Genomic DNA, 24981 nt, shown 5'->3' with positions numbered 1-24981 from the left:
ATGCCGAGGGAGCAAAGAAAATCAGGTAACCGGTATTTCAGGGCAGGCACTAGGTTGGCCAGAACTGGAGGAGAGGAGGGGATTGCGTTTAGCGGCTCTTTTTCCGAAATCTGCCTCTAAACAGTAGGCAGGGGTGAGGCTTGGGCACAGTAGACAAGGAGAGTTAACAAGACTAAACCGGTTTGCTCAGTAATGAACCGGCCTAAAACAGAAATCCCCGCTCTACCGAACAGGCCAAGCAGGGGATTTAACTGGTACTATACCTCTTAGAGGGAGCCTAACCAGGTTTTCAGCTCATGTTCTGTCTTCCCTAGTTTTTGCTGGAGCTTTCCAATCCACTTGTCCTCCTGCCCCTCATCATAGGTCAGGTCGTCCTCGGTAAGATCGGCGTAGGCCATTTTTATTTTGCCCTTGATTTCGTTCCAGTTGCCCCGGGCTCTATATTCCGTTTCGTGCGTTCTCATATAGCTAAGGTTAGATATAGATATGTAAAAATATACGCAGCGAAGGCGGCTCAGGTTGCTTTCTACGGAGAGATGTTGGCCTGCCGGCGAGGGTCTAGTATCTCTAAAATAAGCAAATTAGCTTAGAAACAGATGCTTACCCGTTAAAATTATTTCAAAGGGATTACGCTGGAAGACTTTTGAGGAAATCACGGAGGTAACTAGTGTCCTGGAACTGGGCCAGAGCCACCTGCAAGTGCTCTATTTCCTCCCGCAGCCCTTTCTTGGCCGCTCTGAATTTGGTTTCCATCTGCTTGGGGGTTCCCCCGAACTCGTGGTACAGTTGCGCATCGGGACCCATGTAATACTGACTCTGTTTTTCCTCCAGTTCCTGTATCTGGTCCTGCAGCAGGCGCACGTAGTAGGCGAGTTGGTCCTGGGGTACCTGTTGCAGCAGTTGTTCCTGCTCATGCATGAATTCCATCTGCAGCCGAAGCAACTCAAAAAAGTCGTCTTGGTGGTAGGCAATGGTCACCTGCTTCATGGCTTCTTCTTTCCAGACACGGGCGGCGGGGTCTTGTTCAGTGTCGGGGTGGAGGAGCTTGGCCAGGGTAGTGTAGAGGCGGCGGCTGGCTTTGCTGATGTTCTGGAGCTCGGCTTTGATTTTGGCTTCCTTGCTTTGCTGGGCTATGGCTTTCTGCCGGTGCACCCGCTGGGCCTCGCGCTTCTCCTGCTCTTCCTGCATCTGCTGGTCCAGTTTCGCCTGAAAGGCTTCCATGTCGGCTAAATCTTCCAGCTGCACGTCCAGGCCCAGCACGTTCTTGAGCAGTTGCTGGGTTTCCTGTTTGTCTGCTGAGGTGGCTTTCGCCGAAGGGGGCGTAGGGTGTGTGTACCGTTGCAGCAGAGGGGCCAGTTCCTGCGCCTCATAGTGGTGCACCAGCACACTGGCTTGCTCTTTAATGAAGTGGGCCAGCTTCTGCTGTTCCAGTTTGGGCAGGTCTGCCTGGGTGTGGGCCTGGTCCAGCAGTTGCACCAGCGCTACCCGTTTCTCCACCATTTGCCGCATTAAGGGCTGAATTTCCTTCTGTACGCGCGCCCGGGCCTCCTCCGTAATTCGGCTGCGCTCCGCCAACCGGCCCTTCAGCTCGTCAATGGTCTGGATGCTGGCGTTGAACTGCTGCTGCAACTGAGAAAGAGAGGTTTTCTCCTGCGGCGTGAATTGCGGGAGGTGTTCTGGCGAAGGATGGTCGGGCATGGTTTGTCTTTGGCTGTTGCCTTGGCGTTTGTCTATGGGTTTATAGGCTGTATTGTTTCATCTTTTCTGGTAAGCGCTCACGGCCGCGAGGCCCCGTCTTCCCCTCTCGCAAGCCCTTGCGGCCAAGTAATGCAGCTTTCTCTTAGCTTCTGCCTATCTGTGGCCACAAGCGAGGCGCTCGAAGGAAAGACTGGAATAGGTGCGTTTGGCAAAGGCAGTATTTACGGGAGACTGATCGAATATTCTATAAGAGAACCATATCCCTGAACACTGGCCTTACAGGCTGGCGCGAGTCTCCAGACTCGTGCCTTTGGATGAAGGGGAGTCTCCAGACTACCCTCGCTGCCCCGCAGCGAAACCGGGACAGCCTAGTGTATGAGAAGCAGGTGACATTTAGGAGAAACCTGCTTTTGCGTTTAGGGGCTGTTTTCCCAAAAACAGCCCCTAAATGCAAGGGTATTATTTAGACTTTGGCCGGAATCTGCTCGAGGGTTTTCAGCAGGAAACCCCAGAATTTCTGTACGGAGCTGATCTGTACTTTTTCGTCTGGGGAATGGGCGCCGGTAATGTTCGGTCCGAAGGAGATCATCTCCATACCGGGATAGTTGGTGCCCAGAATGCCGCACTCCAGACCGGCGTGGCAGGCGTTCACGTGCGGGGTCTCCTGGAAAGTTTCCTGATAGAGGCCGCTCATGAGTTTCACAATGGTGGCGTCTGGGTTGGGAGTCCAGCCGGGGTAGGAGCCTTTGAAGGTAACGGAGGCGCCGGCCAGTTCAAAGGTGCTCTTGATGGCCTCGGCCAAATCCATTTTCTCAGAGTCTACCGAGGAACGGGTGAGGCACTGGATAGAATAGGTGCCGTCTTTCACCAACACACGGGCCAGATTGTTGGAGGTCTGCACCAAACCGGCAATGGCGGGGCTCATGCGGTATATGCCGTTGGGGCAGGCATACAGTGCGCGCAGCAGCTGGTTCTGGAAATCATAGGAAATGGCCTCAGACGGCAGGTCAATCGGCTCAGCCTGTAACTGAAGGTTAGGGTCGGTGAGGGCGTATTCGGCTTGCAGGATTTCGGTCTGCTTCTGCACAAACTGCTCAAATAGTTCGGCCTTGGCCTCTGGCACCGCAATGTCTGAAAACGACTCGCGGGGGATGGCGTTGCGCAGGCTGCCGCCGTCAATGCTGTACACGCGGGCGCTGAACTGGTGAGCAGCCAGGTACAGGAGGCGGTTCATGAGCTTGTTGGCGTTGCCCCGGCCCAGGTGGATGTCCATGCCCGAGTGGCCGCCGGTGAGCCCGGTAACGCTGAGGCGGTAGGCCGCAAAATCAAACGGGATCTTCTCCTGGTTATAAGCTCCCGTGGCGGTCACGTCTACGCCGCCAGCGCAGCCAATGGTGAGTTCGCGGTCGTCTTCAGTATCTAGGTTCAGCATGATGGAACCCTTGAGTAGGCCGCCTTTCAGGCCCATGGCCCCGGTCATGCCGGTTTCCTCGTCAATGGTGAACAGACATTCCAGCGCGGGGTGGGCAACGTCTCTGGAGGTGAGCAGCGCCATCATGGTGGCTACGCCGATGCCGTTGTCGGCGCCCAGGGTGGTGCCTCTGGCCTTTACCCAGTCGCCGTCTACGTACATGTCAATGCCCTGGCTGTTGAAATCAAAATCGGTATCGGCGTTTTTCTGGTGCACCATGTCCAGGTGGCTTTGCAGCACCACGGTGGGGCGGTCTTCCATGCCGGGCGTGGCCGGTTTCCGGATGATGATGTTGCCCACGGCATCGGTGATGGTGTCAAAGCCCTGGCTGTTCCCGAAGTCCTGGATGAACTTGATTACGCGCTCTTCCTTCTTAGACGGACGCGGAACGGCATTTAAATCGGCGAAGTGGCTCCAAAGGGCGGTAGGTTCTAGGTTTCTTATTTCCGTTGACATGGCTGGTAAGTAAGGGGAATACACAACATGTGGCCTGTGGCTCCGGGAGCTGGCCTTGCTTTCTGCGGTTAAAGGTAATGAATACGGGCCGGAGTGCCACCCCGTCTGGATTTTTCCTGAGAACAGTTTGCGTTTAGGGGCTCTTTTTCCAAAAAAAGCCTCTAAACGCAAACTGTTCAAAAAGGAGGCCCTTTACAACCTAGCCACCCCAATCCAGTAAAATAACTATCAACTAGTAAAAACACGCATGGCCATGAAAATGAGAGCAGCCTATTATGAAGCGTTCGGCTCCGCCGATCAAATAAAAGTGGGGGAACTGGAAGTGCCGGAACTGAAGGAAGGGGAGGTGCTGGTGCGCATTAAGGCCGCCGCCGTAAACCCCGTAGATTCCGCCGTGCGCGAAGGGCACCTCAAGCAGTTCCTGCCCATCAACTTCCCGGCTATTCCGGGTTGGGACGTGGCCGGGGTGGTAGAGGACCGCGGCTTCAGCGCCCGTAGATTTGCCGTGGGCGATGAAGTGTACGCCTACGCCCGCCGCCCCTTGGTGCAGCACGGCACCTTCGCGGAGTACATTGCGCTGCCGGAGAGCTACCTGGCGCGCAAGCCCCAGAACCTGTCATTTGAGGAAACTGCGGGCATCCCGCTGGTAGGCTTAACGGCTTATCAATCTTTGTTTGACGCGGGTAACCTACAGGCCGGGCAGACCGTGCTGATCCTGGGCGCTTCGGGCGGCATTGGCACCTTGGGCATTCAGCTGGCCAAGAACTGCGGAGCCACGGTGATAGGGGTAGCCAGCCAGAAAAACCACGCCTTCATGCAGGAACTGGGCGCCCACCATACCATAGATTACAACGGACAGGACGTGGGCGAGGCCGTGAAAGCCATAGCGCCAGACGGGGTCGACCTCATCTTTGATGCCGCCAGCGGCGAAACCCTGACCCAAAGCCTCAAAGCCTTGAAACCGGACGGCAAGCTGGTCTCCATTCTCAACCAAGGCCAGGACCTGGACAAGAACCTCAACTTCCAGTACGTGTTTGTGGAACCCAACTCTGCGGAGCTGGACATTCTGTGCGAACTGGCCGAGGCCGGAAAACTAAAAGTGCACGTGAGCCAAACCTACCCCCTGGACCAGGCCGCCGAAGCCATGCGCCAGATTGAAACCCACCACACCAAAGGCAAGATTGTGATAGTGCCCTGAAAGTTAGACACCAGAGATAAGATGTAAGACACAAGATTCCAGCATTTCCTGTTTTTGGCCTCTTTTCTGAAAATCAGGCCAAAAACAGGAGCATGGCTAAACCGCATTTTCCTTCTGGAACGGCCACTCCTGCTGCACTTTGGCTTTGACCAGGTACACCACTGCGCCCAGCGTAATCACCACCAGCCCTGAAATAACCATGGTGGTACCGGTGGAGAGCAGAATGGCCGCCCACATGAGCAAGGCAATGATGACGGGCAGCGGGAACAGCGGCATCCGGTACGGGAAGTCAGCGGCGGGCCTTTTTTTGCGGAGCAGCAGCAGCCCCACCGCTTGGCCCATGAACTGGATAAGGATACGCATGGCCAGAATGGCACTGATGACTTCGGCCAACCGGAACAGCAGACTAAACGCAAAGGCCACCCCGCCCAGGAAAAGCAGCGAGATGTGCGGGAAATGTTTGGTGGGGTGCAGCCGGGCGAAAACCTGGAAGAATGCCCCGTCTACGGCGGCGGCGTACGGAATACGGCTGTAGCCTAGCGTAGCGGAGAACACAGAGGCAAACGCCACCCACAGAATGAGAATGGTGGCAATGGTGGCCGCCGTCTGGCCCATGAGGCGCTGCACAAACACGCTCACCACAAACTCATATTCCTTCGCCTCGTGCCAGGGCACCACGCTTACCACGCTCACGTTCATCATGAGGTAGAGCACGGCTATGCCCGCAATGGAAATAAACATGCTCCTGGGGATGTTCTTCGTCGGGTTCTTGATCTCGGCGCCCAGGTGGCAGACGTTGTAATAGCCCAAATAACTGTACACGGTTTTCACGCTGGCAAACCCCACGGCGGCTATAAACCCATAGTTAACGGTCAACCCCTCGTTCATCTCCCTGATGGGCTGCAGGAAATTGCCGTTGAACAGTCCGCCGCCAATGATCCAGCCCATGGTGAGCAGCACCCCGCCCCAAAGCAACACGCTTATCTTGCCAATGGCCTCAATCTTGCGGTAAAGCATGACCACTATGAACACCACCAATCCGCCGCTCACCAGTTTAGACGTGAGGGTAGTCAGGGGCACCAGATACGAGAAATAGGAGGCAAACCCAATGGCCGCCGAAGCGATGACCAGCGGGGCCTGAATCATGGTTTGCCACACAAACAGAAAGCTCATGAACCGCCCCAGGCCTTTCTCGCCGTAGGCTTCCTTGAGGAAATTGTAACTGCCGCCCGCCCGCGGGAACGCTGCGCCCAACTCACTCCAGACCATGGCATCCACCAGAGACAATGCCGCGCCCGCCAGCCAGGCGTACAGAAAGTAGGGGCCGTTCATCATGCCAATGACCATGGGCAGCGTGATAAACGGGCCAATGCCCACCATGTCAATCATGTTGATGGCCGTGGCTTGCGCTAGCCCCAGGCGTCTTTCTAAGTGCGGTGCAGACATGTAGAAGTAGAGTCAGAGGAGGAATCTTTTGAAGAACGATGTGAAAAAGTAAATGGCTCAGCGGAATTATCCGGCCTGCGGAAGAAAATGGGAGATTTACCGCCGCTGATTTGCGTTTAGCGGCCGTTTTTTGAAAAAGAGGCGCTAAACAAGAGTGAAGGAAAACAGAGTCAGGAAGTTGGGTTATAGGAAGTGCTCCGCTTACAGTAGTTGAAGCAAGGGGGGAACTCTTTCGCCAAAATTATTTCCGTTTAGGGGCCGATTCAGGAAAAACAGCCCCTAAACGGAAATACCAGAAGCTCAGATTACAGCGTGACCACAATCTTCCCGAAGTGAGAGCCGTTGCTCATGAACTCCAGCGCCTGGTGCATCTGGTCAAACCCGAAGGTCTGGCCAATGGCGGGTTTTACTCCGTTAGCGGCAAAAGCGGTGAAGATCTCCTCCAGCATCTCTACGCTGCCCACGTAAATGCCCTGCAGGTTCACCATCTTGAGCGGCGAAAGGAACAAGCCCTCAGACTGGCCCGGAGCGCCGCCGCCCACGGCCCCAATCACGTAAATGCTGCCGCCCGGTTTGAGCGCCTCCAGTGACTGCGGCAGCGTGTCTTTGCCGCCCACTTCCAGAATGAAATCCACGCCCTGGCCGTTGGTGAGTTCCAGCGCTTTCTTGCCCCAGTCTGGGGTTTCTTTGTAATTAATGACCTCATCGGCCCCCAGGGCTTTGGCCTGCTCCAGTTTCTCGTTGCTGCTGGACGTGATAATGGCTTTGGCCCCAAACAGCTTGGCAATCTGCAACCCAAACACAGATACTCCGCCCGTGCCCTGCAACAGAACCGTGTCTCCGGCTTTGATGCCGCCCTTGGTCACCAGAGAATGCCAGGCCGTTACGCCCGCGCAGGGAAACGCCGCCGCTTCCTCAAATGTGAAAAAGTCGGGGATCTTGGCCACGGCATCTTCACTGAACACCACGTACTCGGCCAGAACCCCGTCGGTGCTGCCGCCCAGGGACCGGTGCACTTTCTGGGCCGAGAATCTGCCGCCGTGCCAGTCTGGGAAGAAGTTGGGCGAAACGCGGTCGCCTACTTTGAGGTGGTGTACGTCGGGACCCACTTCGGTGACCACGCCCGCCCCATCGCTGAGCGGAATCATGGGCAGTTTCTCGCCGGGGTAAGCGAAGCCGCCTCTGGTCACGGCCGTGTCTCTGAAGTTAAGCGAAACCGCTTTAATATTGATTTTTACCTGATTTCCGGTGACGGTGGGCTCGTCAAAAGTATCGGCTTTGAGGTTCTCCCAGCCTTTGGGAGCGTGCAGTTTATAGGCTTTCATGGGTTTCCTGGATATTAAGTTATAAAATTAAGGTCTTCGTCTGGGCAGAAGAATGCTGTTCCTGTTACGAAAACAGCCAAAAGTAAGGCGAAGGAGGCTTGGAATTACCCAAGTATCTTCTGAGATACTGGTATAGGGCAGGAGAGCGCCCTGCCGGAGAAAGCCGGTAGCAAGTTGCGTTTAGCGGCCGTTTTTCTGGAAAAAGGCAAAAACCAGCCCAAAGCCTTTGTGCTTCCTGTTTCTCTTTTAACTTTGACGGTCAAACATTTCCCCAAAATACGCTAGCCAAGCAATAGGCATCTGTTCATGAGAAAACTCTTTCTGCTTCCTGCTTTCCTGTTTTTCGCTTTCGCCTCGTTCTCCCAAAAACCGAAGAATGATCTGGTCCGGTGGGTGAACCCTATGATTGGGACGCACAAGATGGGCCACACGTACCCCGGGGCCACGGCGCCCTTCGGGATGGTGCAGCTCTCCCCCGACACCGACACCATTCCGTATGAGATGAACGGGGCCTACAACAAAGATGTGTACAAGTACTGCGCCGGCTACCAGTATGATGACCCTACCATTGTGGGCTTCAGCCACACGCACTTCAGCGGCACCGGCCACTCAGATTTAGGCGATTTCCTGCTCATGCCCACCACCGGCAAACTGCAACTGAACCCCGGCACTGAGGCCCGTCCGGAGAGCGGCTACCGTTCCAAGTTCTCGCACAACAATGAGCGCGCCGAGCCGGCTTACTACAGCGTGAAACTGGACGACCATAACATCCAGGCCGAACTCACTGCCACCAACCGCGTGGGCATGCACCAGTACACGTTCCCCAAGAGCGATGAGGCGCACATCATCCTGGACCTCATGCACGGCATCTACAACTACGAAGACAAAAATACCTGGACCTTCCTGCGCATTGAGAATGATACCTTAATCACCGGTTACCGCCAAACCAACGGCTGGGCCCGCACCCGCACAGTGTACTTCGCCATGTCCTTCTCCAAGCCTTTTGTCCAATACGGAAACAAAGACTACAGCAAAGGGCAAGTGTACAAAGGCTTCTGGCGCAAGTTTGACCAGAGCAAGAACTTCCCCGAGATGGCCGGCAAACAGCTGCGGGCTTACTTCGATTTCAAGACCACCGAAGGGGAGAAGATCAAGGTGAAATTCGCGCTGTCGCCGGTGAGTACGCAGGGGGCGCTGGCCAACATGCGCGCCGAGATTCCGCACTGGGACTTTGAGCGCGTGAAAGACGAGAGCCAGGCCCTCTGGAACCAGGAACTGGGCAAAGTACGCGCCAGCCTGCCCACCAAAGACGATTACATCAACTTCTACACCGCGCTCTACCACACGTTCCTGGGCCCCACCACCTACATGGACGTGACCGGCCAGTACCGCGGCCTGGACCAGAACAACCACCAGGCCCAGGGCTTCACCAACTACACCACCTTCTCTTTGTGGGACACCTACCGCGCCCTGCACCCGTGGTTCAACGTGGTGCAGCCCAAACGCAACGCCGACATGATAGAGTCTATGCTGGCGCACTATGACCAGAGCGTACATAACATGCTGCCGGTGTGGTCGCACCACGCCAATGAGAACTGGTGCATGATTGGGTACCACAGCGTATCGGTGATCGCGGATGCGATTATGAAAGGCACCTACACCGGTGATGCCAACCGCGCCCTGGACGCCTGCGTAGCCACCGCCCGCCAAGGCTATTATGACGGCCTCAACTTCTACATGCAACTGGGCTACGTGCCCGAAGACAAGAACGGTTCCTCCGTCTCCAAAACGCTGGAGTACGCCTATGATGATTGGTGCATCGCCCAGATTGCCCAGAAACTGAACCGCCAGGACATTTACCGGGAGTTCAGCCAGCGCGCGCAGAACTGGAAGAACGTGTATGACAAGAGCATCGGGTACATGCGCCCCAAACTGAGCAACGGCACCTTCAAAAAGGAGTTCGATGTGCTGAGCACCCACAACCAGGGCTTCATTGAGGGCAACGCCTGGAACTACAGCCTCTACGTACCGCAAGACCCCGCCGCCATGATTCAGGCCATGGGTGGGAACAAACGCTTCGTGCCCCACCTGGATTCTTTGTTTACCATGCACCTACCCGATGAGTTTTTCGCCCATACTGAGGACATCACCCGCGAGGGCATCATTGGCAATTACGTGCACGGCAACGAACCTGCGCACCACGTGGCCTACCTCTATAACTGGACAGACCAACCCTGGAAAACGCAGGAGCGCGTGCGCATGATCCTGAAGAAACAGTACCAACCTACCCCAGACGGCTTGGGCGGCAACGATGACTGCGGCCAGATGAGCGCGTGGTACCTGTTCAGTTCGCTAGGTTTCTATCCGGTGGCGCCCGGCGCGGGAGAATATTCCCTGGGCAGCCCGGCGGTGAAAGATGCGACCATCCAGCTGGAAAACGGCAAAACCTTTGAGATTGAAGCCAAGAACCAGAGTGAGAAAAACGTGTACGTGCAGAAGGTGGAGTTAAACGGCAAGACCTTAACGCAACCAGTCCTGCACCACACAGATTTGGCAAAAGGCGGCAAGCTCACATTTTACATGAGCAGCAAGCCGAAGAAGTAGGAGCCAGGCTATATCCTTTTCCCTGACTGAACTACCCAGGCGTTTAGGGGCTGTTTTTGGAAAAACGGCCCCTAAACGCTTTCCTGTTTTATTGCAGATACCTGGAGCGGGAATTTATCCGGTGACAGAGAAGAGGCTTAGTCTCCAGACCGGCCGACCCCAGTAAAGGCCAGGGCATGGGTAAGAGTTGCCAGTACGTTTAGGGGCTCTTTTTCCAAAAAGAGCCCCTAAACGCAGACTGTTCTTGCCAAAGATCTGCTGCCAATTCTGTACCTTGAGGGAAACAAACAGAACTATGGATCAGCGCATTATCAATCTCTTTGACGAGTACACCCACGCCCCGCTCACCCGCAAAGAGTTCATCAGCCGTCTGGCTAAACTCACGGGCAGTCTCACGTTGGCCATGTCGTTGCTCCCCCTGTTGGAGAACAATTACGCCCAGGCTGCCACGGTGGAGGATAAGAACATTAAAACCGAAGACATCACGTATGCCGGGGCAGATGGGGTGACCATGAAAGCATTTCAGGCGCGGCCCGAAGGAAAGAAGAAGCTGGGCGCGGTGCTGGTCATCCATGAAAACCGAGGTCTGAACCCGCATATCAGGGACGTAACCATGCGGGTGGCGCAGGCGGGATATCTGGCCATTGCGCCAGACGCGCTCTCGCCCTTCGGCGGCACGCCTGCCAATGAAGACGAAGCCCGCGCGTTGTTTTCCAAGCTGAATACGCAGCAGAACCTGACCAACTTCCTGAGAGGCCTGGAGTACCTGCAAAAGCATGCCTCCGGCAACGGGAAAACCGGCTGCGTGGGCTTCTGCTGGGGCGGCGCTTTGGCGGCGCAACTGGCCATCCATTCCCCGGAGCTGGACGCGGCCGTGGCGTACTATGGCCGCCAACCCGAAGCCGCCGATGTAGCCAAGATCAAAGCCGAGTTGCTGCTGCACTACGGCGGTTTGGACGAACGCGTGAACGCGGGCATTCCGGCGTTTGAGCAGGCCCTGCAAGCGGCGAAGGTTAAATACCAGTTGTATGTATACGAAGGAGCCAACCACGCCTTCAACAACAATACTTCACCGGCGCGCTATCATGAAGCCGCCGCCAAACTGGCCTGGGAGAGAACATTGGCACTGTTTGGCAGAACCTTGAAGTAAACACATCGGGTATCCTGGAGGTAACAGGAAACATACCCCCAGAAAACCGAAAAAGGCGCAAGTTCCGTTATCTTAGTACTAAATCCTATCAAAGAGACGCAACCTGTACTACTATGAACGCTTATATAGTGAACGCCAGTTTTGAGGCAGACAAAGAACATGAAGCCTATTTGGCCCGCAAATGCCAGCATGATTATGAAGAAAGCCAGGGTGCCAAGGGCCTTCTCTCCTTTGACATCTGGAAGCGGGAGCACCCCGCTACCGTTGAGTACGTGTTGGTTTCCAAGTGGACCAGCAAAGAGGATTTCAAAGCCTGGATCTCGCGCGAAGAGCATGTGCAGGGCCACAAAGAGCAACGCCAGCACCCCGTAGAGGACCGGCCTAAACTTACCAAGAAGCTCAGCTACTTTGAGGCAGTTTTGTGAAAAACAGCCCCTAAACAGAACGCCTGCCTACAGAACCGTAGACAGGCGTTCTTTATTTCTCTTGGTTACTGTTTAAAAGTTTTGCTGGTGGAAGATGACTTTGAACTCAGAACCTTTGCCAACTTCACTTTCCACGGAAATGGTGTCGCCGGAATTTTCCAGGATCTTTCTCACCAGGTATAAGCCAATGCCGGAGCCTTCCACGTGGTCATGCACCCGTTTGTACATGGCAAAGATTTTGGAGGTTTGCTCTTTGGCAATGCCCAACCCGTTGTCCTTCACCGTTAAGACGTGTTCTCCAGTGGGAGTAAGCTCTGTAAAGATGGTAACTACCGGTGGCCTATTGGGGGCGGCATATTTTATCGCGTTTGACACCAGGTTGTAGAGCACGCTGCGCAGGTTCTTGCGGGAGTAGGTAAGGTGGCTGAAATCCTGTTTTTCCAGGCGGATTTTCGCTTTGCTGCTGTCTATGAGGCTGCTCAGGCTTTCTTTGATGTCATCCAGCAATTCTGCGATCTGTACTTTCTCGCGCCTTTCGCTTTCCTGTTGGAGCTTGCTGATGTCGGTGAGGTCTGTGATCACTTTTTTGAGGGCGTTCACGGAGCCGTGCATCATGGTGAGAATCTGCTGGTGCTTTTCCTTTTCATCGCCTAAGTCTTCCTGCAAGGCACTCAGGAGTCCCTCCAGGTTGGTGATGGGAGATTTCAAGTCATGGGAGGCGGTGTAGACAAAGTTATCCAGGTCATTGTTGATGCGCAGGAGCTCTTTGTTTTTCTGCATCAGGTCTTCGTTCCGGCGGCGCTCCGTAAGATCGCGGGTGATTTTGGCGTACCCAAGGAGCCGGTGCTCAGAGTTGTAGATAGGCGACAGAACCACGTTGGCCCAGAAGGCGGTGCCGTCTTTCCTGATGCGCCAGCCCTCGTCCTCAAAGCGGCCTTTCTCGCGGGCCTGCGCCAGCTCATACTGCGGAAACCCGTTCTCCATGGCCTCGCGGGAGTAGAACTTGGAGAAATGCTTGCCTAAAATCTCGGGGGCTTTGTAGCCTTTAATGCGTTCTGCCCCAGAGTTCCAGCTAACCACCAAGCCGTCTGGGTTGAGCATGAGAATGGCGTAATCCTTCACGCTGTCAATGAGCAGACGGGTTCTTTCCTCGCTTTCCTTCAGGTCTTCATTAATGCGGAAGAGTTGTTCCTCCAACTTCTTTTTGTCTGTGAGGTCACGGGTGATCTTGGAGAAGCCAATGAGTTCTTTGTCTGCGTTGAAAATGGCCGTGATGATCACATTGGCCCAAAACGCTGAACCGTCTTTCCGGTAGCGCCAGCCTTCGTCCTCAAAACGGCCGTCTTCCACGGCTTTCTTCAGTTCATACTCGGGGTAGCCGGTCTGTACGGCCTCACGGGAGTAGAACTTGGAGAAGTGCTTGCCTATGATTTCGCTGGCGTTGTAGCCTTTGATTCTTTTGGCGCCCTCGTTCCAGGTGGCTACCTGCCCAGCGGGGTTGAGCATGAAAATGGCGTAGTCAGTTACTCCTTCCACCATTAAACGGTACTTTTCCTCGCTTTCCTTTACCTCCTCATAGGCTTTGTAGAGATCGTCCTCGGCTTTTTTCCGCTCAGACAGGTCACGGGTAATCTTGGAGAAACCCAGCAGCACCCGGTCCTGGCTGTAGAGCGGCGTAATGATCACGTTGGCCCAGAAGACCGTGCCGTCTTTGCGCACGCGCCAGCCTTCATCCTCAAACCGACCCTGTTTCTGGGCTTCCCTCAGTTCATAGGCAGGGTAGTCGCGCTCTTTGGCCTCTGAGGTGTAGAAGTTGGAGAAGTGCTTGCCAATGATGTCCTCTGCCTCAAATTGTTTGATGCGCCTGGCCCCTGCGTTCCAGGTGGCAACGTTGCCCTCCGGGTCTAAGAGAAAAATGGCGTAATCTGTGACGCTATTGATCAGTAACCGGTAAAGGTCATCTGTCTGATGAACGGGCTGCGAAATAGAGTCAACTTCTGAAGAGTGGTTCATATGGGTTGTAGTAAACAGGATATGACCATGTCAGAATCCCTTTCTGAAGAACCACGGGCCTTCCTGTATATACTTTACAGTAATATAGGTAATTATAGCTGAAAAGGCTTCAGGAAACACGTGTTACGTCCGTCTTTCTTCAAACTATTCTGAAAGTTCTTTGTTATGCGCTATCCTACTATGGCTTGTTTGTCCTAGCCCTCGCCTACGGTTTTTACTTTCCTTTGGTTTTTGCAGTTCTGGTATTTAAGTAACAAATCTCTTGGGCAGTATAGGACTGGAGCCGGCGGAGGTGCTAAGTAAGCCAGAAGAACTTGTGCCCAACGCTTTGCCCGCACCGGTTAAAACTGTACTTTTCAGCTTCTACCAATGAAGCTAACTATGTCTTATACTCCCTCTTCCCAGCGCTACGGCGCCATGGAATACCGCCGCTGCGGCAAAAGCGGTTTACAGCTGCCCGCCTTGTCTCTAGGGCTCTGGCACAACTTCGGGCACGTAGACGTGCTGGAGAACAGCCGCCAGATGCTGCGTGACGCCTTTGATGCCGGGGTTACCCACTTTGACCTGGCCAACAACTATGGCCCGCCGCCCGGCTCCGCCGAGGAAAATTTCGGGAAGATTCTGCACCAGGATTTCAGGGGCTACCGCGATGAACTCATTATCTCCACCAAGGCGGGGTACAAGATGTGGGAGGGGCCGTACGGCGAGTGGGGTTCCCGCAAATACCTTATCTCCAGTCTGGACCAAAGCCTCAAGCGCATGAAGCTGGACTACGTGGATATTTTCTACAGCCACCGGCCAGACCCCAACACCCCGCTGGAAGAAACCATGGGTGCCCTAGACGCAATTGTGCGACAGGGGAAGGCGCTCTACGTGGGCATCTCCAACTATGAAACTCCGGAGGCCACCCGCGCCATTCAGATTCTGAAGGAACTGGGCACGCCCTGCCTCATCCACCAGCCCAAGTACTCCATGTTTGTGCGCTGGGTAGAGGAAAGCCTGCTGGATCTGCTGGAGCAGGAAGGCGTGGGCTGTATTCCATTTTCGCCGCTGGCGCAGGGGCTGCTCACCAGCAAGTACCTCAAAGGCATTCCTGAAGGTTCCCGCGCCGCCAAGCCCCATGGTTTCCTGAAAGAGGCAGACATCACGGAAGAGCGCCTGGGCCAGATACGTCAGCTCCATGACCTGGCCCAGGGACGGGGACAGACGTTGGCGCAGATGGCTTTGGCCTGGCTACTGAAAGACCCGCGGGTGACCTCAGTGCTCATTGGAGCCAGCTCGCCCGCCCAATTGGCAGATTCCCTCAAATGCATGCAGAACACCCAATTCAGCCAAGACGAGCTCAACCAGATAGAGACTATTCTGCAATAGCTTTGTATTGCGTTTAGCGGCCGTTTTTCCTAAATAAGACCTAAAACAGCGCAGGCTTTCTCTAAGTTGGGAGAAAGCCTGCGCTGTTTTATTCGGCTACGCCGAGGTTACCTTGGAACGCTTCGGTCTGCGGTACATCAGATTTTTGGATTGGCTTTGTAGGCTTGCCAGAGTTCCTCCACCGTTTTGCCGGTCAGTTCTTTCCAGGCAGCGGGGGTGTAGGTTTTCTGGCGCATGCGGGCATCCAGTTCGTTCACCAGTTTCTTGTTTACGTGTTTTTCGGCCCACAGCAGAAAACGGGCAGTGATGCGGTAGCTGTTGTCAAAGTTGTGTTTGTCTGTGGGTTCAGGCAAAGACCAGTTGGCACCGGCGTTGTCTACCCCAAAGGTATGGCGCACGTAATCGGCGATGCCTTCGGTGATCCAGCCGGGGCCGCTGTCGGGGGGATAGGCTTGTACCAGGTGCATGCCTTCGTGCGTGATCACGTCAATGTCTGTGGGGCGCTTGCGCAGCCAGGCCGAGCTGATGGTGATTTTGCCTTCGTGGGCGTAGGCTACGCCGGTGTAGGCGGTATCAATGGTAACGGTCACGTCTTTCACCGTTTTTTTGTTGAACCGCTTGGCCTCTGCGGGGTAGGTCTGGAAGAAGGCCTTGATCAGGTTCTGCTTCACCGTGGGGTTGAGCGCCGGGTCCTGGTTCACGAAGGTAAGCGTGTATTTGCCTTGGGTGTGGGTTTCTGATTGGGCCAGTACCGCCGTAACGGTGCCCAGACAAAGGCCGAGGGAAAGAAGAAGGTGTTTCATGGGTTGGTGCTGAGACTTGCGTTTAGGGGCTCTTTTTCCAAAAACAGCCCCTAAACGCGAAGACGAATGTTATTGCTTGACGGAAGAGAAGGAATAAGGGAATGCGCTGTCTTGGGTGCCGCGTTGGGTGTTGGGTTTATCGCCCATCTCAAAGCGGAGCTTGCCGCCTTTGAGCAACTCAAAATGGTCTAGCCAGTTCTGCCCGTGTTTCTTGCCGTTGACTTTCAGTTCCTGCACGTACAGGTTCTGCGGACTGTTTTTAGGCGCTTCAATCTCCAGTTTCTTGCCGTTCTCCAGCGTGAGCGTCAGTTTGGGGAAGAGCGGCGCGCCCAGCACGTATTGGGTGGTGCCGGGGCAGACGGGGTAGAAGCCCATGGCGCTGAACACGTACCACGCGCTCGTCTGGCCGTTGTCTTCGTCGCCGCAGTAGCCGTCTGGCGTAGGTTTGTACATGCGGTCCATGGTCTGGCGGGCCCAGTACTGGGTTTTCCAGGGAGCGCCGGCGTAGTTGTAGAGGTAGATCATGTGCTGGATGGGCTGGTTGCCGTGCGCGTACTGGCCCATGTTGGCAATCTGCATTTCCCGTATCTCATGGATCACGCCGCCGTAGTAGGAGTCATCAAACACGGGAGGCAGCGTGAACACAGAATCCAGCTTTTTCACGAAGTTCTCCTTGCCGCCCATCAGGTTCACCAGCCCCTGCACGTCATGGAACACGCTCCAGCTGTAGTGCCAACTGTTGCCCTCCGTGAAGGCATCGCCCCACTTGAAGGGGTTAAACGGGGTCTGGAAAGTGCCGTCCTGGTTTTTGCCGCGCATGAGCCCGGTGGCCGGGTCAAAGAGGTGGCGGTAATTCTGGCTGCGTTGGGCGTAAAGGTCAATCTCGGCCTGGGGCTTTTTCAGGGCTTTGGCCAGCTGGTAAATGGTGAAATCATCATAGGCATACTCCAGGGTGCGGGCGGCGTTCTCGTTGATCTTCACGTCATAGGGCACGTAGCCCAGCTTTTTGTAGTACTCCGCGCCCTTTCGGCCGATGGCTGAGATGGGCCCCTCGTTGTTGGCTCCGTGCACCAGCGCCTCGTAGAGTTTCTCAATGTCATAGCCGCGCAGGCCTTTCAGGTAGGCATCGGCCACCACGGAAGCCGAGTTGTTGCCCACCATGATATCGGCGTAGCCGGGGCTGGACCATTCCGGCAGCCAGCCGCCCTCCTTGAAGTCATTGATGAGGCCTTCCTGCATTTCTTTGTTGATGCCGGGGTACATGAGGTTGAGGAAAGGGTAGAGCGCCCTAAACGTGTCCCAGAAACCGGTGCCGGCGAAGCGGTACCCGTCATGCACCTGTCCGGTGTAGGGGCTGTAGTGTACGGTTTTGCCGGCGGCGTTCACCTCATACATCTTGTGCGGGAAAAAGAGCGTGCGGTACAGGCAGGAGTAAAAAGTGCGCTGCTGTTCCTCAGTGCCGCCTTCCACCGTGATGCGGCTTAATGCCTGGTTCCAGCGGTCTCTGGCTTTCTGCTTGGTGGCCTCAAAATCATCCTGCGCCAGCTCCCGCTGTAGGTTCAGTTCGGCCTGCTCAAAACTGATGAAAGAGGAAGCCACCTTCAGGTTTACCTGCTCGCCTTTGGCCGTTTTGAACCCGATGATGGCACCCGTGTGGTTGGCCATGAGTTCCAGGGAGTCTTTTCCGGCCAGCGCCTTGCCCCTGAACGTGCGGGCCAGGGCAATAGGCTTGTCCACGTAAATCACGAAGAAGTTTTTGAAGTTCTTGGGGTTGGAGCGGGCGGCGCGGGTGGTGTAGCCCATGATTTTCCGTTCCTTGGGCAGCACCTTTATATAAGAGCCTCGGTCCAGCGCGTCTATCACAATGAAGGAACTGTCTGCCTTGGGGTAAGTGAAGCGGAACTGGGCGGCGCGCTCCGTGGGGGTGAGTTCGGCGGTCACGTCATGGTCGGCCAGGTACACGCCGTAGTAGTAAGGCTTGGCGGTCTCTGATTTGTGCGAAAACCAACTGGCGCGGCCGTCCTGGTCAAAGCGCATCTTCCCGGTCACGGGCATAATCACGAACTGACCGTAGTCGTTCATCCAGGGCGAGGGCTGGTGTGTCTGCTTGAAACCCCTGATCTTGTCGGCGGCGTAGGTGTAGGCCCAGCCGTGCCCCATGGTGCCGGTCTGCGGAGTCCAGAGGTTCATGCCCCAGGGCACGGCCACGGCGGGATAAGTGTTCCCGTTGGAGAGCTCGGGCTTGGAATCGGTACCCATGAGTGGGTTCACCAGCTCGGCGGGCTCAAACGGCGTTTTGCTTTTCTTTTGCGCGAAGGCCAGCGGCTGCACCAGGAGGGAGGCGCACAGGAAAAGAAGGGGTAGGCGGAAGGTCATGCGTTTAGGGGCTGTTTTTCCAAAATCGGCCTTAAAATAGCAGAATTATTTAGGATACCGCTGTTGCCTAAACGTGTGGGTGAAGGGATGGCAAAGCCCAAAGCACGTTAACGTGGCTACAAAAGCGGGCGCCTTGCGTTTAGGGGCTGTTTTTGGAAAAACAGCCCCTAAACGCAAGGCGCCTCATAAAATAATTTGGTTTACTCTATGGCTTTTATAAACCGCTGCACCGCCCGGTAAACCGCTCCTTTTCGGGCCATGGCCCAGTTGAAAAGCCCAATGCCGGTAGCCGCACAGACAACCCCGAACAGCACGTCCAGCACGTAGTGGTGCGAACTGTAGACGGCCGCAAACCAGATGCCCCCCATGATGACGCCAAACACCACGTTCACCCACTTGAGCCGGTTCTTGAGCCCGTAGTAAAACACAATGAGCGGGTACGCGGAGTGCAACGAAGGCATGGCCGCGAACACGTTGGAGCCTTTGGCGTACATCCCCCGGAAAAGGTCTATCCCAAAATAAGCGTCGAACCGGGCCAGACCGGCCATGTTACCGGGCGTGTGGGCAATGAAGTCAAAGCCGTACTGCTGAATATACCACGGTGGCGCGGCGGGGTACAGGTAGTACACCACAAAGCCCATTATATTGACCAGCAGGAAGGTGAGCGAAAAGTAGATGAACTGTTGCCGGTTTTTAAAGAACAGAAAAGCGGCAAAGCCCATGGGCACCGGTACCCAGCACAGGTAAAATACCCCCGAAAGGATGTCCAGCGCCGTGTTGGGGTGCCGGAGCCAGTACTCATTGGGCGTAAGAGCAATACCATCATACATTACCCCAAAGAAGGCTTTTTCGGCCTCATAGAGGTCTTTGATGTGCACCTCATTGAACCAGTAGTTGGGGAAGGCCTTCATGTAATCGAACAAGATCCAGAAGACCATGAAAATGGTGTAGCCCAACGCAAATTTTCTGGTGACAGGAGAAAGGTAATATAAGGAGTTAAACAGAGCCACCAGCAGCAGTTGCTCAGGTTTGAACCCAATTAAGACGTAGGAGAGCAGCAGGTAGCCCGCAGAAATGGCGGTGACCACCAGGGCTGCTTTTGCAGAAACGCCGGTTTCCTTTTTAGTTTTACTGGCTACCGTTGAAGTGGTACGCATGTTATTTTTTGATGAAATCAGAGCGGAAGATTTTGTCCCACAGCGGCGAACTTACCCCGTAGCCTTTGGAGGCGTCTGAATAGTGGTGCAGCATGTGGTGCTTCTTCAGGTTTTTCCAGAACTGGCTTTTGAAATTGAAATGATGCAGGGCGTAGTGCGAGAGGTCATACACCAGGTAACCGGTTAAAAAGGCGGCAAAGAAAGCATGCAGTTCCCCGCCCTGCAAAAATAACCGGAAGAACAGGTACAGCACCGTAGCCATAGGAATACTGGCCGAAGGCGGCATCACCAGCCGTTTGGCATCATTGGGGTAATCATGGTGCACACCATGAAAGATGAAGTGCAGCCGCAACGCCCACGGTGCCTTAGGTACATAATGAAACACGAACCGGTGCAGCAGGTACTCCGTCAAGGTCCAGACTACCAGTCCCAGAGCGTAGTAGCCTATAAAGGGGAGCAAGGGCAAACTTTGTCTGTACAGGGCATCCCAGCAGAGGAGCAGAATCACCGGTACGTAAATATACAGGGGCACAGTGAAGTGTACCTTAGACAGGGCCTCCATCCAGTCGGCCTTGAACATTCTGGTAGATTCTGTGGAATTAGAGATATAGTTCTTCTTCATAAAGATGAGAATTTATGGTTTGAACCGTTCAATAATTTCTTTTCTGGTGGCGGCCTCCTGCCCCGTAAATTCTGCATAGACCACATTGGGTACCCAGAAAGTGCCCCCTTCAATCCGGACGAACACGCGGCTCAGGATAGACTGCTTCTTCCCAATGGCAGTGTACACATGAAATCTGCCATCTGCGCCTTTCATGAGGTACAAGGTGCGTTTGTCATAGCAGACAAACTTGAGTTCGTACTTCTCGGGGGTTATCTTCTTTACATGCAGACCATAGGCAAATTTCCGCTGGATAAAGTTGAGATCCTGCCGGTGGCCCCCGTCGGCGTAGCGCATCCAGTAAATCCGGATGGGTTCTTCTTGGTTCAGGTTGCCTTTGCTGTCCAGGTTCAGTTCATAGACAATGGTATTGGTGTTAGGGTCCCGTTGCACGTAAAACAGCAGGTTAGGGATCCCCTTGGGCACGGGCAGTTCCTGTTGGGTATTGGTTTTGGTGGTTGCCTGCGCCAGCACCCGTTGCTGACCGGTTGCTAACCAAACGGCCATTCCTACTAAAACGGAAAAAAGAAATCTGCGCATATGAAGAATGGTCTATTGACCTTTTAAGGCCTCTTTTTGCTCCAATGCCTTCCTGGCATCCAGCAACCGGTTTAACGCGGTGATGTTGGTTAACACCGCCAGCACGGCCAACGGAAACGTAAACACTGACATGGTTTCAAACACCTGAAGATTGGTGCCGGGCAGTATCACTTTATAATCGCCGCCAATCCAGGTGGCCAGCAGGCCGCAGAGCATGGAGGAGAGGCCAATCAATACCACCCGCTCCGGGCGTTGCATAAGCCCGCCTTTACATTCTACGCCCAAACCCTCGGCCCGGGCGCGGGTATAACTCACCATCATAGATCCAATCATGGCTACAAAGGCCAGCAGTGAGCTCAGGAAATAGTGGTGGGCAATTAGGTAGTAGCAGATGCCCAGAAACATGATGAGTTCTGAGTAGCGGTCTATTACGGAGTCAAAGAGCGCTCCATAGGAGGAACTCATTTTCCCCAGGCGGGCCACCTGCCCGTCCAGCATGTCAAACAAACCGGCAAACAGGATCAGAAAGCCTGCCCAGCCCACATAGCTGAGATCACCGCGGTTGCCCTGTTCCCCGCCCAGTATAAAGATTACGGCTACGCCTATGTTCAGCAGAAATCCGGTAATGGTGACGGCGTTGGGAGTGAAGCCCACGGAGATCATGAACCGCACAAAAGGATTGATGATCTTGTATATGCCCTGCTGTAAAGCGTCTCTTAGGCTGGTTTTACGAATGGTGCTTTCCATGTGCGCTATTGCTTAGAAGTCAAATTTGAAGCGGCCTCTGATGCCCACTTCAGAAACGCCGGGGTTGTCAAGGTACGTCAGGCGTTTAACCACGTCTACCCGGAAGAACTTGAAGATATTGCCCACGCCCAGGCTGGCTTCCACGTACGGCTTCTTGTCCAGGGAATAAGTGGTGGGTAGGCCGGTCGCATAAGCTGGGAACGCCAATAGGTCTTTGTTCACCTCTGGATCATTCTCTTCGCGAACCTTGCCGTAGAGAACCTTCACGGTTGCAAATTCGCGCAGCTTGGTTTTCTTGATCAGGGGCAGCTTGTTGAAGATAAACCCGTTGAAACAATGGTCTATGTTAATACTGGCATACTGGTCACTGACAAACTCCAGGAAGTTCATGAGGTTATAAGACTGTATCTGGTAAGAATACGTCTGGTTTGCCCGGTGAATGGCCAGCAGCGGAAACGGTACTTTCCCAAAAATATACCCGCCTTCCGTGATCACATCTGAATATCCCAACTGTGACATATAGAAACGTTTGGTCACGTTCAGGGTGAGGCTCTGGTAATCATAGTCGCCGTTAAATAGCCCTTTGATTCCGGCAGCAGCCCGCAGCGTGAAGACCGGATACCGGTTCACAATAGGGAAGCGGTACAGCTTGCCCTGCACGTATTCTTCATGGGGCGCCCAGCGAAGTTCCAGCCGTACCTCAGAGGTGGTGATGTTCTCTATCTGCTCCGAACCGTTAGGCGCTGTTGTTCCTTCGGCCGGTGCAGTGCCTTCGGCTTTCAGGTATTCCAAACTTCCCGCCGGTGTCTGCTTCCAGTTCTTGAAACCTACCCTGAACGAGAAGCGGTTCCGGAATTCGTGGAGGTAGTCAATGTTGTAGGTCTCGTTGTAGAGCCATTTGTCATTGGTGCCGCGCTTGAACGACAGCAGGAAGTTGTCTTCCTGGATGAACTGCAGGTCTTGGCCCGGAATCTTGGTGTCTTTCTGGTAATTCACCCGCAAGGCCCGCACCGGAAACTCAAAGATGGACCGGTTAGAGAAGGAGTAGGTGCCACCCAGGTAATACTTCCATTTCTCGTCTTTGAAACCGTAGGCCGCATAGGTCTCAAACATAACTCTTTTGCTGAAGGTAGTGGTGGTTCTACCGCCTACCCGCAGCCGGAAGCCTTCCACCGGGTTAAAGCTGTAGAACGTATTTACAGGACCAATCTCAAAATAAGGCCCGGCATGTTTGTAACCGGCTATCAAGAAAGTGGCGTAATCCAGGGTTCTTTTAAAAGACCGGGTGTTTCTCAGGCTGTCAATGCTTTGGTAGGTATTGGCCTCTGCAAAAGAAAGGCTGTCATGACGGTTAGTAGCCCAATACTCATCATCGTGCCGCTCGGCTTCTTCGGCTTTCACCAAAGGATCACCTTCATAAAAGCTGGCAGGTTGTGGTTGGTTAATTTTGAAGTCTTTGAACGAGACCGTCCGCTCGCCGTACACGCCGCCTTTGCTGTTCTGCACTACGGCAAACTCAGATTTCAGGACGCTCTTGCTCAGGTTGTAGCGGCCGTTGGGTAGCCGGTCAAAGTCAAGGTTGATGTGGAGGTCACGCACCCAGTTGATGTTCACTTTCTTGCCTACTTCCATGTCTACCTTTTGCACGGCATAGTTTCCGTCCATGGTCACGTACAGTTTACCCGTGAACAGAAAGTCAGTCTCGTTCTTAGGGCTGAAGGAAAGCTCAGTTAGTTTTTGGCCGTCCACTACCACGGTATCTGTGATGTAAAACCGGTAGAAGGTAGGAGCCAGATCAGCAATAGGGCTCAGGAACTGGTTGGTAAGAATGGTGATGTTGTTCTTGTAGATGTCAATGTCCTGGTACATGTGCTTCACGTAGGAATTGATCACCACAAACTCACCGAAGTCAACTTTCTTCTCTGCCTGCACCACCGTTTTCTTTTTTTCAGGATCTTTGCGGTAATACTGCTGTGAAAGTGACTCCTGCATGTACAGCGGAAGTATGGCAGTGCCCGCCAGAGTGGTGGTGTCTATGTTCTTCGTCACGAAGTCATAGCGTTTGAGCAGAATATTGTTGCGCAGTTTCTCAGGAGTATTGGTCAACGCCAGTTGCAGCTTGTCATATTGCTGGTACTGCACGTAATCATAGCTCTCCAGGCGGTTCTTGTTCTTGTTGTCTACCACCAACCGGATGAGGTCTACCGCAGGGTTGTTTTTGTTGCTGTAGTTGCGGCTACGGCCTTTGATCACCACTTCGTTCAGTTTCTTGGCATCACTCTCCAGCCGCACGTTCAAAACTTTTGTTTCGCCGGGGGTAAGCTCAATGGTTTTGGCTTTATACCCCAGGTAGGTGAACTGAATTTTAGTAATGGCCTGGGTTGTTTTAAGGGAGAAGTTTCCCTCCACGTCTGAGGTGGTGCCCAAACTGGTGCCCGGTACAAAAATAGAGACGCCAATAAGCGGTTCATTGGAAACCGCGTCTTTGATGGTTCCGCGCACAGAAGTGGTAATTCCCTGCGCTTGAACTGAATTGAAGTTTACTCCGGCAGCTAGAAAGGCTACGCAGCAAACCAGTATATGTAAAATACTGACATATACATTCTTACTTGAATACATATCTCTTTTGTAGAATAAAATTGTAGAAAAAGCCGACCAATAGAGAAACGGTGACTTTAGAGAAGATATAGTTGAGACCCAGATAGTGGGTGAACATGAACACTCCTGAAGCATTGAGTAGAAAGCTACCGCTCCAGACCAGGAAGTACTTGGTGGCTTGCGTGGGTATTGCTCCATGGGCAGCATGGAAAACCCAGGTTCTGCCTATAGAGAAATGTATAATTCCACCAGAGATGGTGCCTGAAACAGTGGCGGCTACATACCAAATGCCTAAAAGTTCGACTGCAAAAATGGTCACCAGAAAGTCAACTCCTGATGCAATCAGGGAGGCGGCCTGGGACCTTAGGAAGGTGAGCATCTAAAATAGATCCAGGTAGACAAGAAGTTGCAAGAGTACGTTGGCATAGATTCCGGAGAGCACGTCATCCATCATCACGCCCCAGCCTCCAGCCAATTTCTCAGTTTTTCTTATGTAGAAAGGTTTCACAATGTCAAAGAATCTAAATAGGACCAGAGCGGCTAAAATGTAGTTTACCTGAACCGGAATGAACAGAAGGCTGATGCACATTCCCGCCACTTCGTCTATCACTACTTTTTTGTCGTCTTTGCCCCAGTAAGGTTCTACTTCATTGGCAGACCAAACGCCTAGTATGGTAATCAGCAACGTGATCCCAACCTGTCCTAGCACAAGCTCATTCCCACCGCCCAGCAAGAAATACCAGCAAAGGCAGGTAGCCACTGCGGCCACCGTGCCTCCACCTTTGCCTATATACCCAATGCCCAGGCTGGTGGAAATAAGTTTGTGTAGTTGAATCATATAGAACTTACTAAATCCTCTGTTTCCCTACAGGGTGTCGACGAGCTCCTGGTAGTAGTCGAGGCCGAGGTGGGTGATGAGGTCCTCTCCCATCATGTGGCGCA

General features: G+C 54.0%; 20 protein-coding genes. 5 read left to right on the top strand and 15 right to left on the bottom strand.

Annotated features, from left to right (window positions below):
- Nucleotides 1–266: 266 nt before the first annotated feature.
- The 3 genes from EFA69_RS05050 to EFA69_RS05040 all read right to left on the bottom strand — a co-directional run bounded on the left by EFA69_RS05050 (nt 267) and on the right by EFA69_RS05040 (nt 3625).
- On the bottom strand, nt 267–464 hold the full coding sequence (locus EFA69_RS05050) for a CsbD family protein (RefSeq protein WP_123132017.1): 198 nt from the start codon (nt 462–464) through the stop codon (nt 267–269).
- A gap of 163 nt (nt 465–627) precedes the next feature.
- Nucleotides 628–1698 carry a J domain-containing protein gene (locus EFA69_RS05045; protein ID WP_123132016.1) on the bottom strand — a complete coding sequence of 357 codons (1071 nt, stop codon included), beginning with the start codon at nt 1696–1698 and terminating at the stop codon, nt 628–630.
- Between the two features lie 463 nt (nt 1699–2161).
- Nucleotides 2162–3625: an aminoacyl-histidine dipeptidase gene (locus tag EFA69_RS05040; protein WP_123132194.1), complete on the bottom strand. Its 1464-nt coding sequence runs from the start codon at nt 3623–3625 to the stop codon at nt 2162–2164.
- A 253-nt stretch (nt 3626–3878) separates the two neighbouring features.
- On the opposite strand from EFA69_RS05040, the gene EFA69_RS05035 reads away from it, so the two are divergent.
- Nucleotides 3879–4823: an NADP-dependent oxidoreductase gene (locus EFA69_RS05035; protein ID WP_245964504.1), complete on the top strand. Its 945-nt coding sequence runs from the start codon at nt 3879–3881 to the stop codon at nt 4821–4823.
- A 96-nt stretch (nt 4824–4919) separates the two neighbouring features.
- Here the strand turns inward: EFA69_RS05035 and EFA69_RS05030 are convergent, their stop codons facing one another.
- Both EFA69_RS05030 and EFA69_RS05025 read right to left on the bottom strand, forming a co-directional pair.
- Complete coding sequence (locus EFA69_RS05030) at nt 4920–6269, bottom strand: APC family permease (protein ID WP_123132014.1); 1350 nt, start codon at nt 6267–6269, stop codon at nt 4920–4922.
- Between the two features lie 305 nt (nt 6270–6574).
- Nucleotides 6575–7594 carry a zinc-dependent alcohol dehydrogenase family protein gene (locus EFA69_RS05025; RefSeq protein WP_123132013.1) on the bottom strand — a complete coding sequence of 340 codons (1020 nt, stop codon included), beginning with the start codon at nt 7592–7594 and terminating at the stop codon, nt 6575–6577.
- Nucleotides 7595–7900: 306 nt separating this feature from the next.
- Here EFA69_RS05025 and EFA69_RS05020 point away from each other — a divergent pair, with 306 nt between their 5' ends.
- From EFA69_RS05020 to EFA69_RS05010, 3 genes are all read left to right on the top strand, one after another.
- On the top strand, nt 7901–10198 hold the full coding sequence (locus EFA69_RS05020) for a GH92 family glycosyl hydrolase (RefSeq protein ID WP_123132012.1): 2298 nt from the start codon (nt 7901–7903) through the stop codon (nt 10196–10198).
- 187 nt (nt 10199–10385) lie between these two features.
- Nucleotides 10386–11348 (top strand): dienelactone hydrolase family protein, encoded by a 963-nt coding sequence (locus EFA69_RS05015; RefSeq protein ID WP_449415973.1) that lies wholly within the window; start codon nt 10386–10388, stop codon nt 11346–11348.
- Between the two features lie 113 nt (nt 11349–11461).
- Nucleotides 11462–11773 (top strand): antibiotic biosynthesis monooxygenase family protein, encoded by a 312-nt coding sequence (locus tag EFA69_RS05010; RefSeq protein ID WP_123132010.1) that lies wholly within the window; start codon nt 11462–11464, stop codon nt 11771–11773.
- Nucleotides 11774–11845: 72 nt separating this feature from the next.
- Here the strand turns inward: EFA69_RS05010 and EFA69_RS05005 are convergent, their stop codons facing one another.
- The gene (locus tag EFA69_RS05005; protein ID WP_123132009.1) at nt 11846–13786 is read right to left on the bottom strand and encodes a PAS domain-containing sensor histidine kinase; all 1941 of its coding nucleotides are present in this window, start codon (nt 13784–13786) and stop codon (nt 11846–11848) included.
- Nucleotides 13787–14167: 381 nt separating this feature from the next.
- On the opposite strand from EFA69_RS05005, the gene mgrA reads away from it, so the two are divergent.
- The gene (mgrA, locus tag EFA69_RS05000; RefSeq protein WP_123132008.1) at nt 14168–15157 is read left to right on the top strand and encodes an L-glyceraldehyde 3-phosphate reductase; all 990 of its coding nucleotides are present in this window, start codon (nt 14168–14170) and stop codon (nt 15155–15157) included.
- Between the two features lie 137 nt (nt 15158–15294).
- Here mgrA and EFA69_RS04995 read toward each other — a convergent pair whose 3' ends face one another.
- The 9 genes from EFA69_RS04995 to EFA69_RS04955 all read right to left on the bottom strand — a co-directional run bounded on the left by EFA69_RS04995 (nt 15295) and on the right by EFA69_RS04955 (nt 24877).
- Nucleotides 15295–15960, bottom strand: a complete 666-nt coding sequence (locus EFA69_RS04995; protein ID WP_123132007.1) for a basic secretory protein-like protein — start codon at nt 15958–15960, stop codon at nt 15295–15297.
- Nucleotides 15961–16029: 69 nt separating this feature from the next.
- Complete coding sequence (locus EFA69_RS04990) at nt 16030–18336, bottom strand: GH92 family glycosyl hydrolase (RefSeq protein ID WP_123132006.1); 2307 nt, start codon at nt 18334–18336, stop codon at nt 16030–16032.
- A 200-nt stretch (nt 18337–18536) separates the two neighbouring features.
- A complete protein-coding gene (locus EFA69_RS04985) occupies nt 18537–19493 on the bottom strand; it encodes a phosphatase PAP2 family protein (protein WP_123132005.1) in 957 nt (318 codons plus the stop codon).
- A gap of 1 nt (nt 19494) precedes the next feature.
- Nucleotides 19495–20115, bottom strand: a complete 621-nt coding sequence (locus EFA69_RS04980; RefSeq protein WP_123132004.1) for a sterol desaturase family protein — start codon at nt 20113–20115, stop codon at nt 19495–19497.
- A 12-nt stretch (nt 20116–20127) separates the two neighbouring features.
- On the bottom strand, nt 20128–20694 hold the full coding sequence (locus EFA69_RS20500) for a DUF4833 domain-containing protein (protein ID WP_245964503.1): 567 nt from the start codon (nt 20692–20694) through the stop codon (nt 20128–20130).
- Between the two features lie 12 nt (nt 20695–20706).
- Nucleotides 20707–21441 carry a CDP-alcohol phosphatidyltransferase family protein gene (locus EFA69_RS20495; RefSeq protein WP_245964502.1) on the bottom strand — a complete coding sequence of 245 codons (735 nt, stop codon included), beginning with the start codon at nt 21439–21441 and terminating at the stop codon, nt 20707–20709.
- A 12-nt stretch (nt 21442–21453) separates the two neighbouring features.
- Entirely contained in the window at nt 21454–24060 is a 2607-nt protein-coding gene (locus EFA69_RS04965; RefSeq protein WP_123132003.1) for a DUF5686 and carboxypeptidase-like regulatory domain-containing protein, read from the bottom strand.
- Complete coding sequence (locus EFA69_RS04960; protein ID WP_123132002.1) at nt 24047–24418, bottom strand: GtrA family protein; 372 nt, start codon at nt 24416–24418, stop codon at nt 24047–24049. Before EFA69_RS04960 ends, EFA69_RS04965 begins: the two co-directional genes overlap by 14 nt.
- Entirely contained in the window at nt 24419–24877 is a 459-nt protein-coding gene (locus EFA69_RS04955) for a phosphatidylglycerophosphatase A family protein (RefSeq protein WP_123132001.1), read from the bottom strand.
- Between the last annotated feature and the right edge of the window lie 104 nt (nt 24878–24981).

The organism is Rufibacter immobilis, assembly GCF_003721565.1.
Lineage (GTDB): Bacteria > Bacteroidota > Bacteroidia > Cytophagales > Hymenobacteraceae > Nibribacter > Nibribacter immobilis.
The sequence above is the reverse complement of the archived record's forward strand: the minus strand, read 5'-3'. Positions and strand labels throughout refer to the sequence as shown.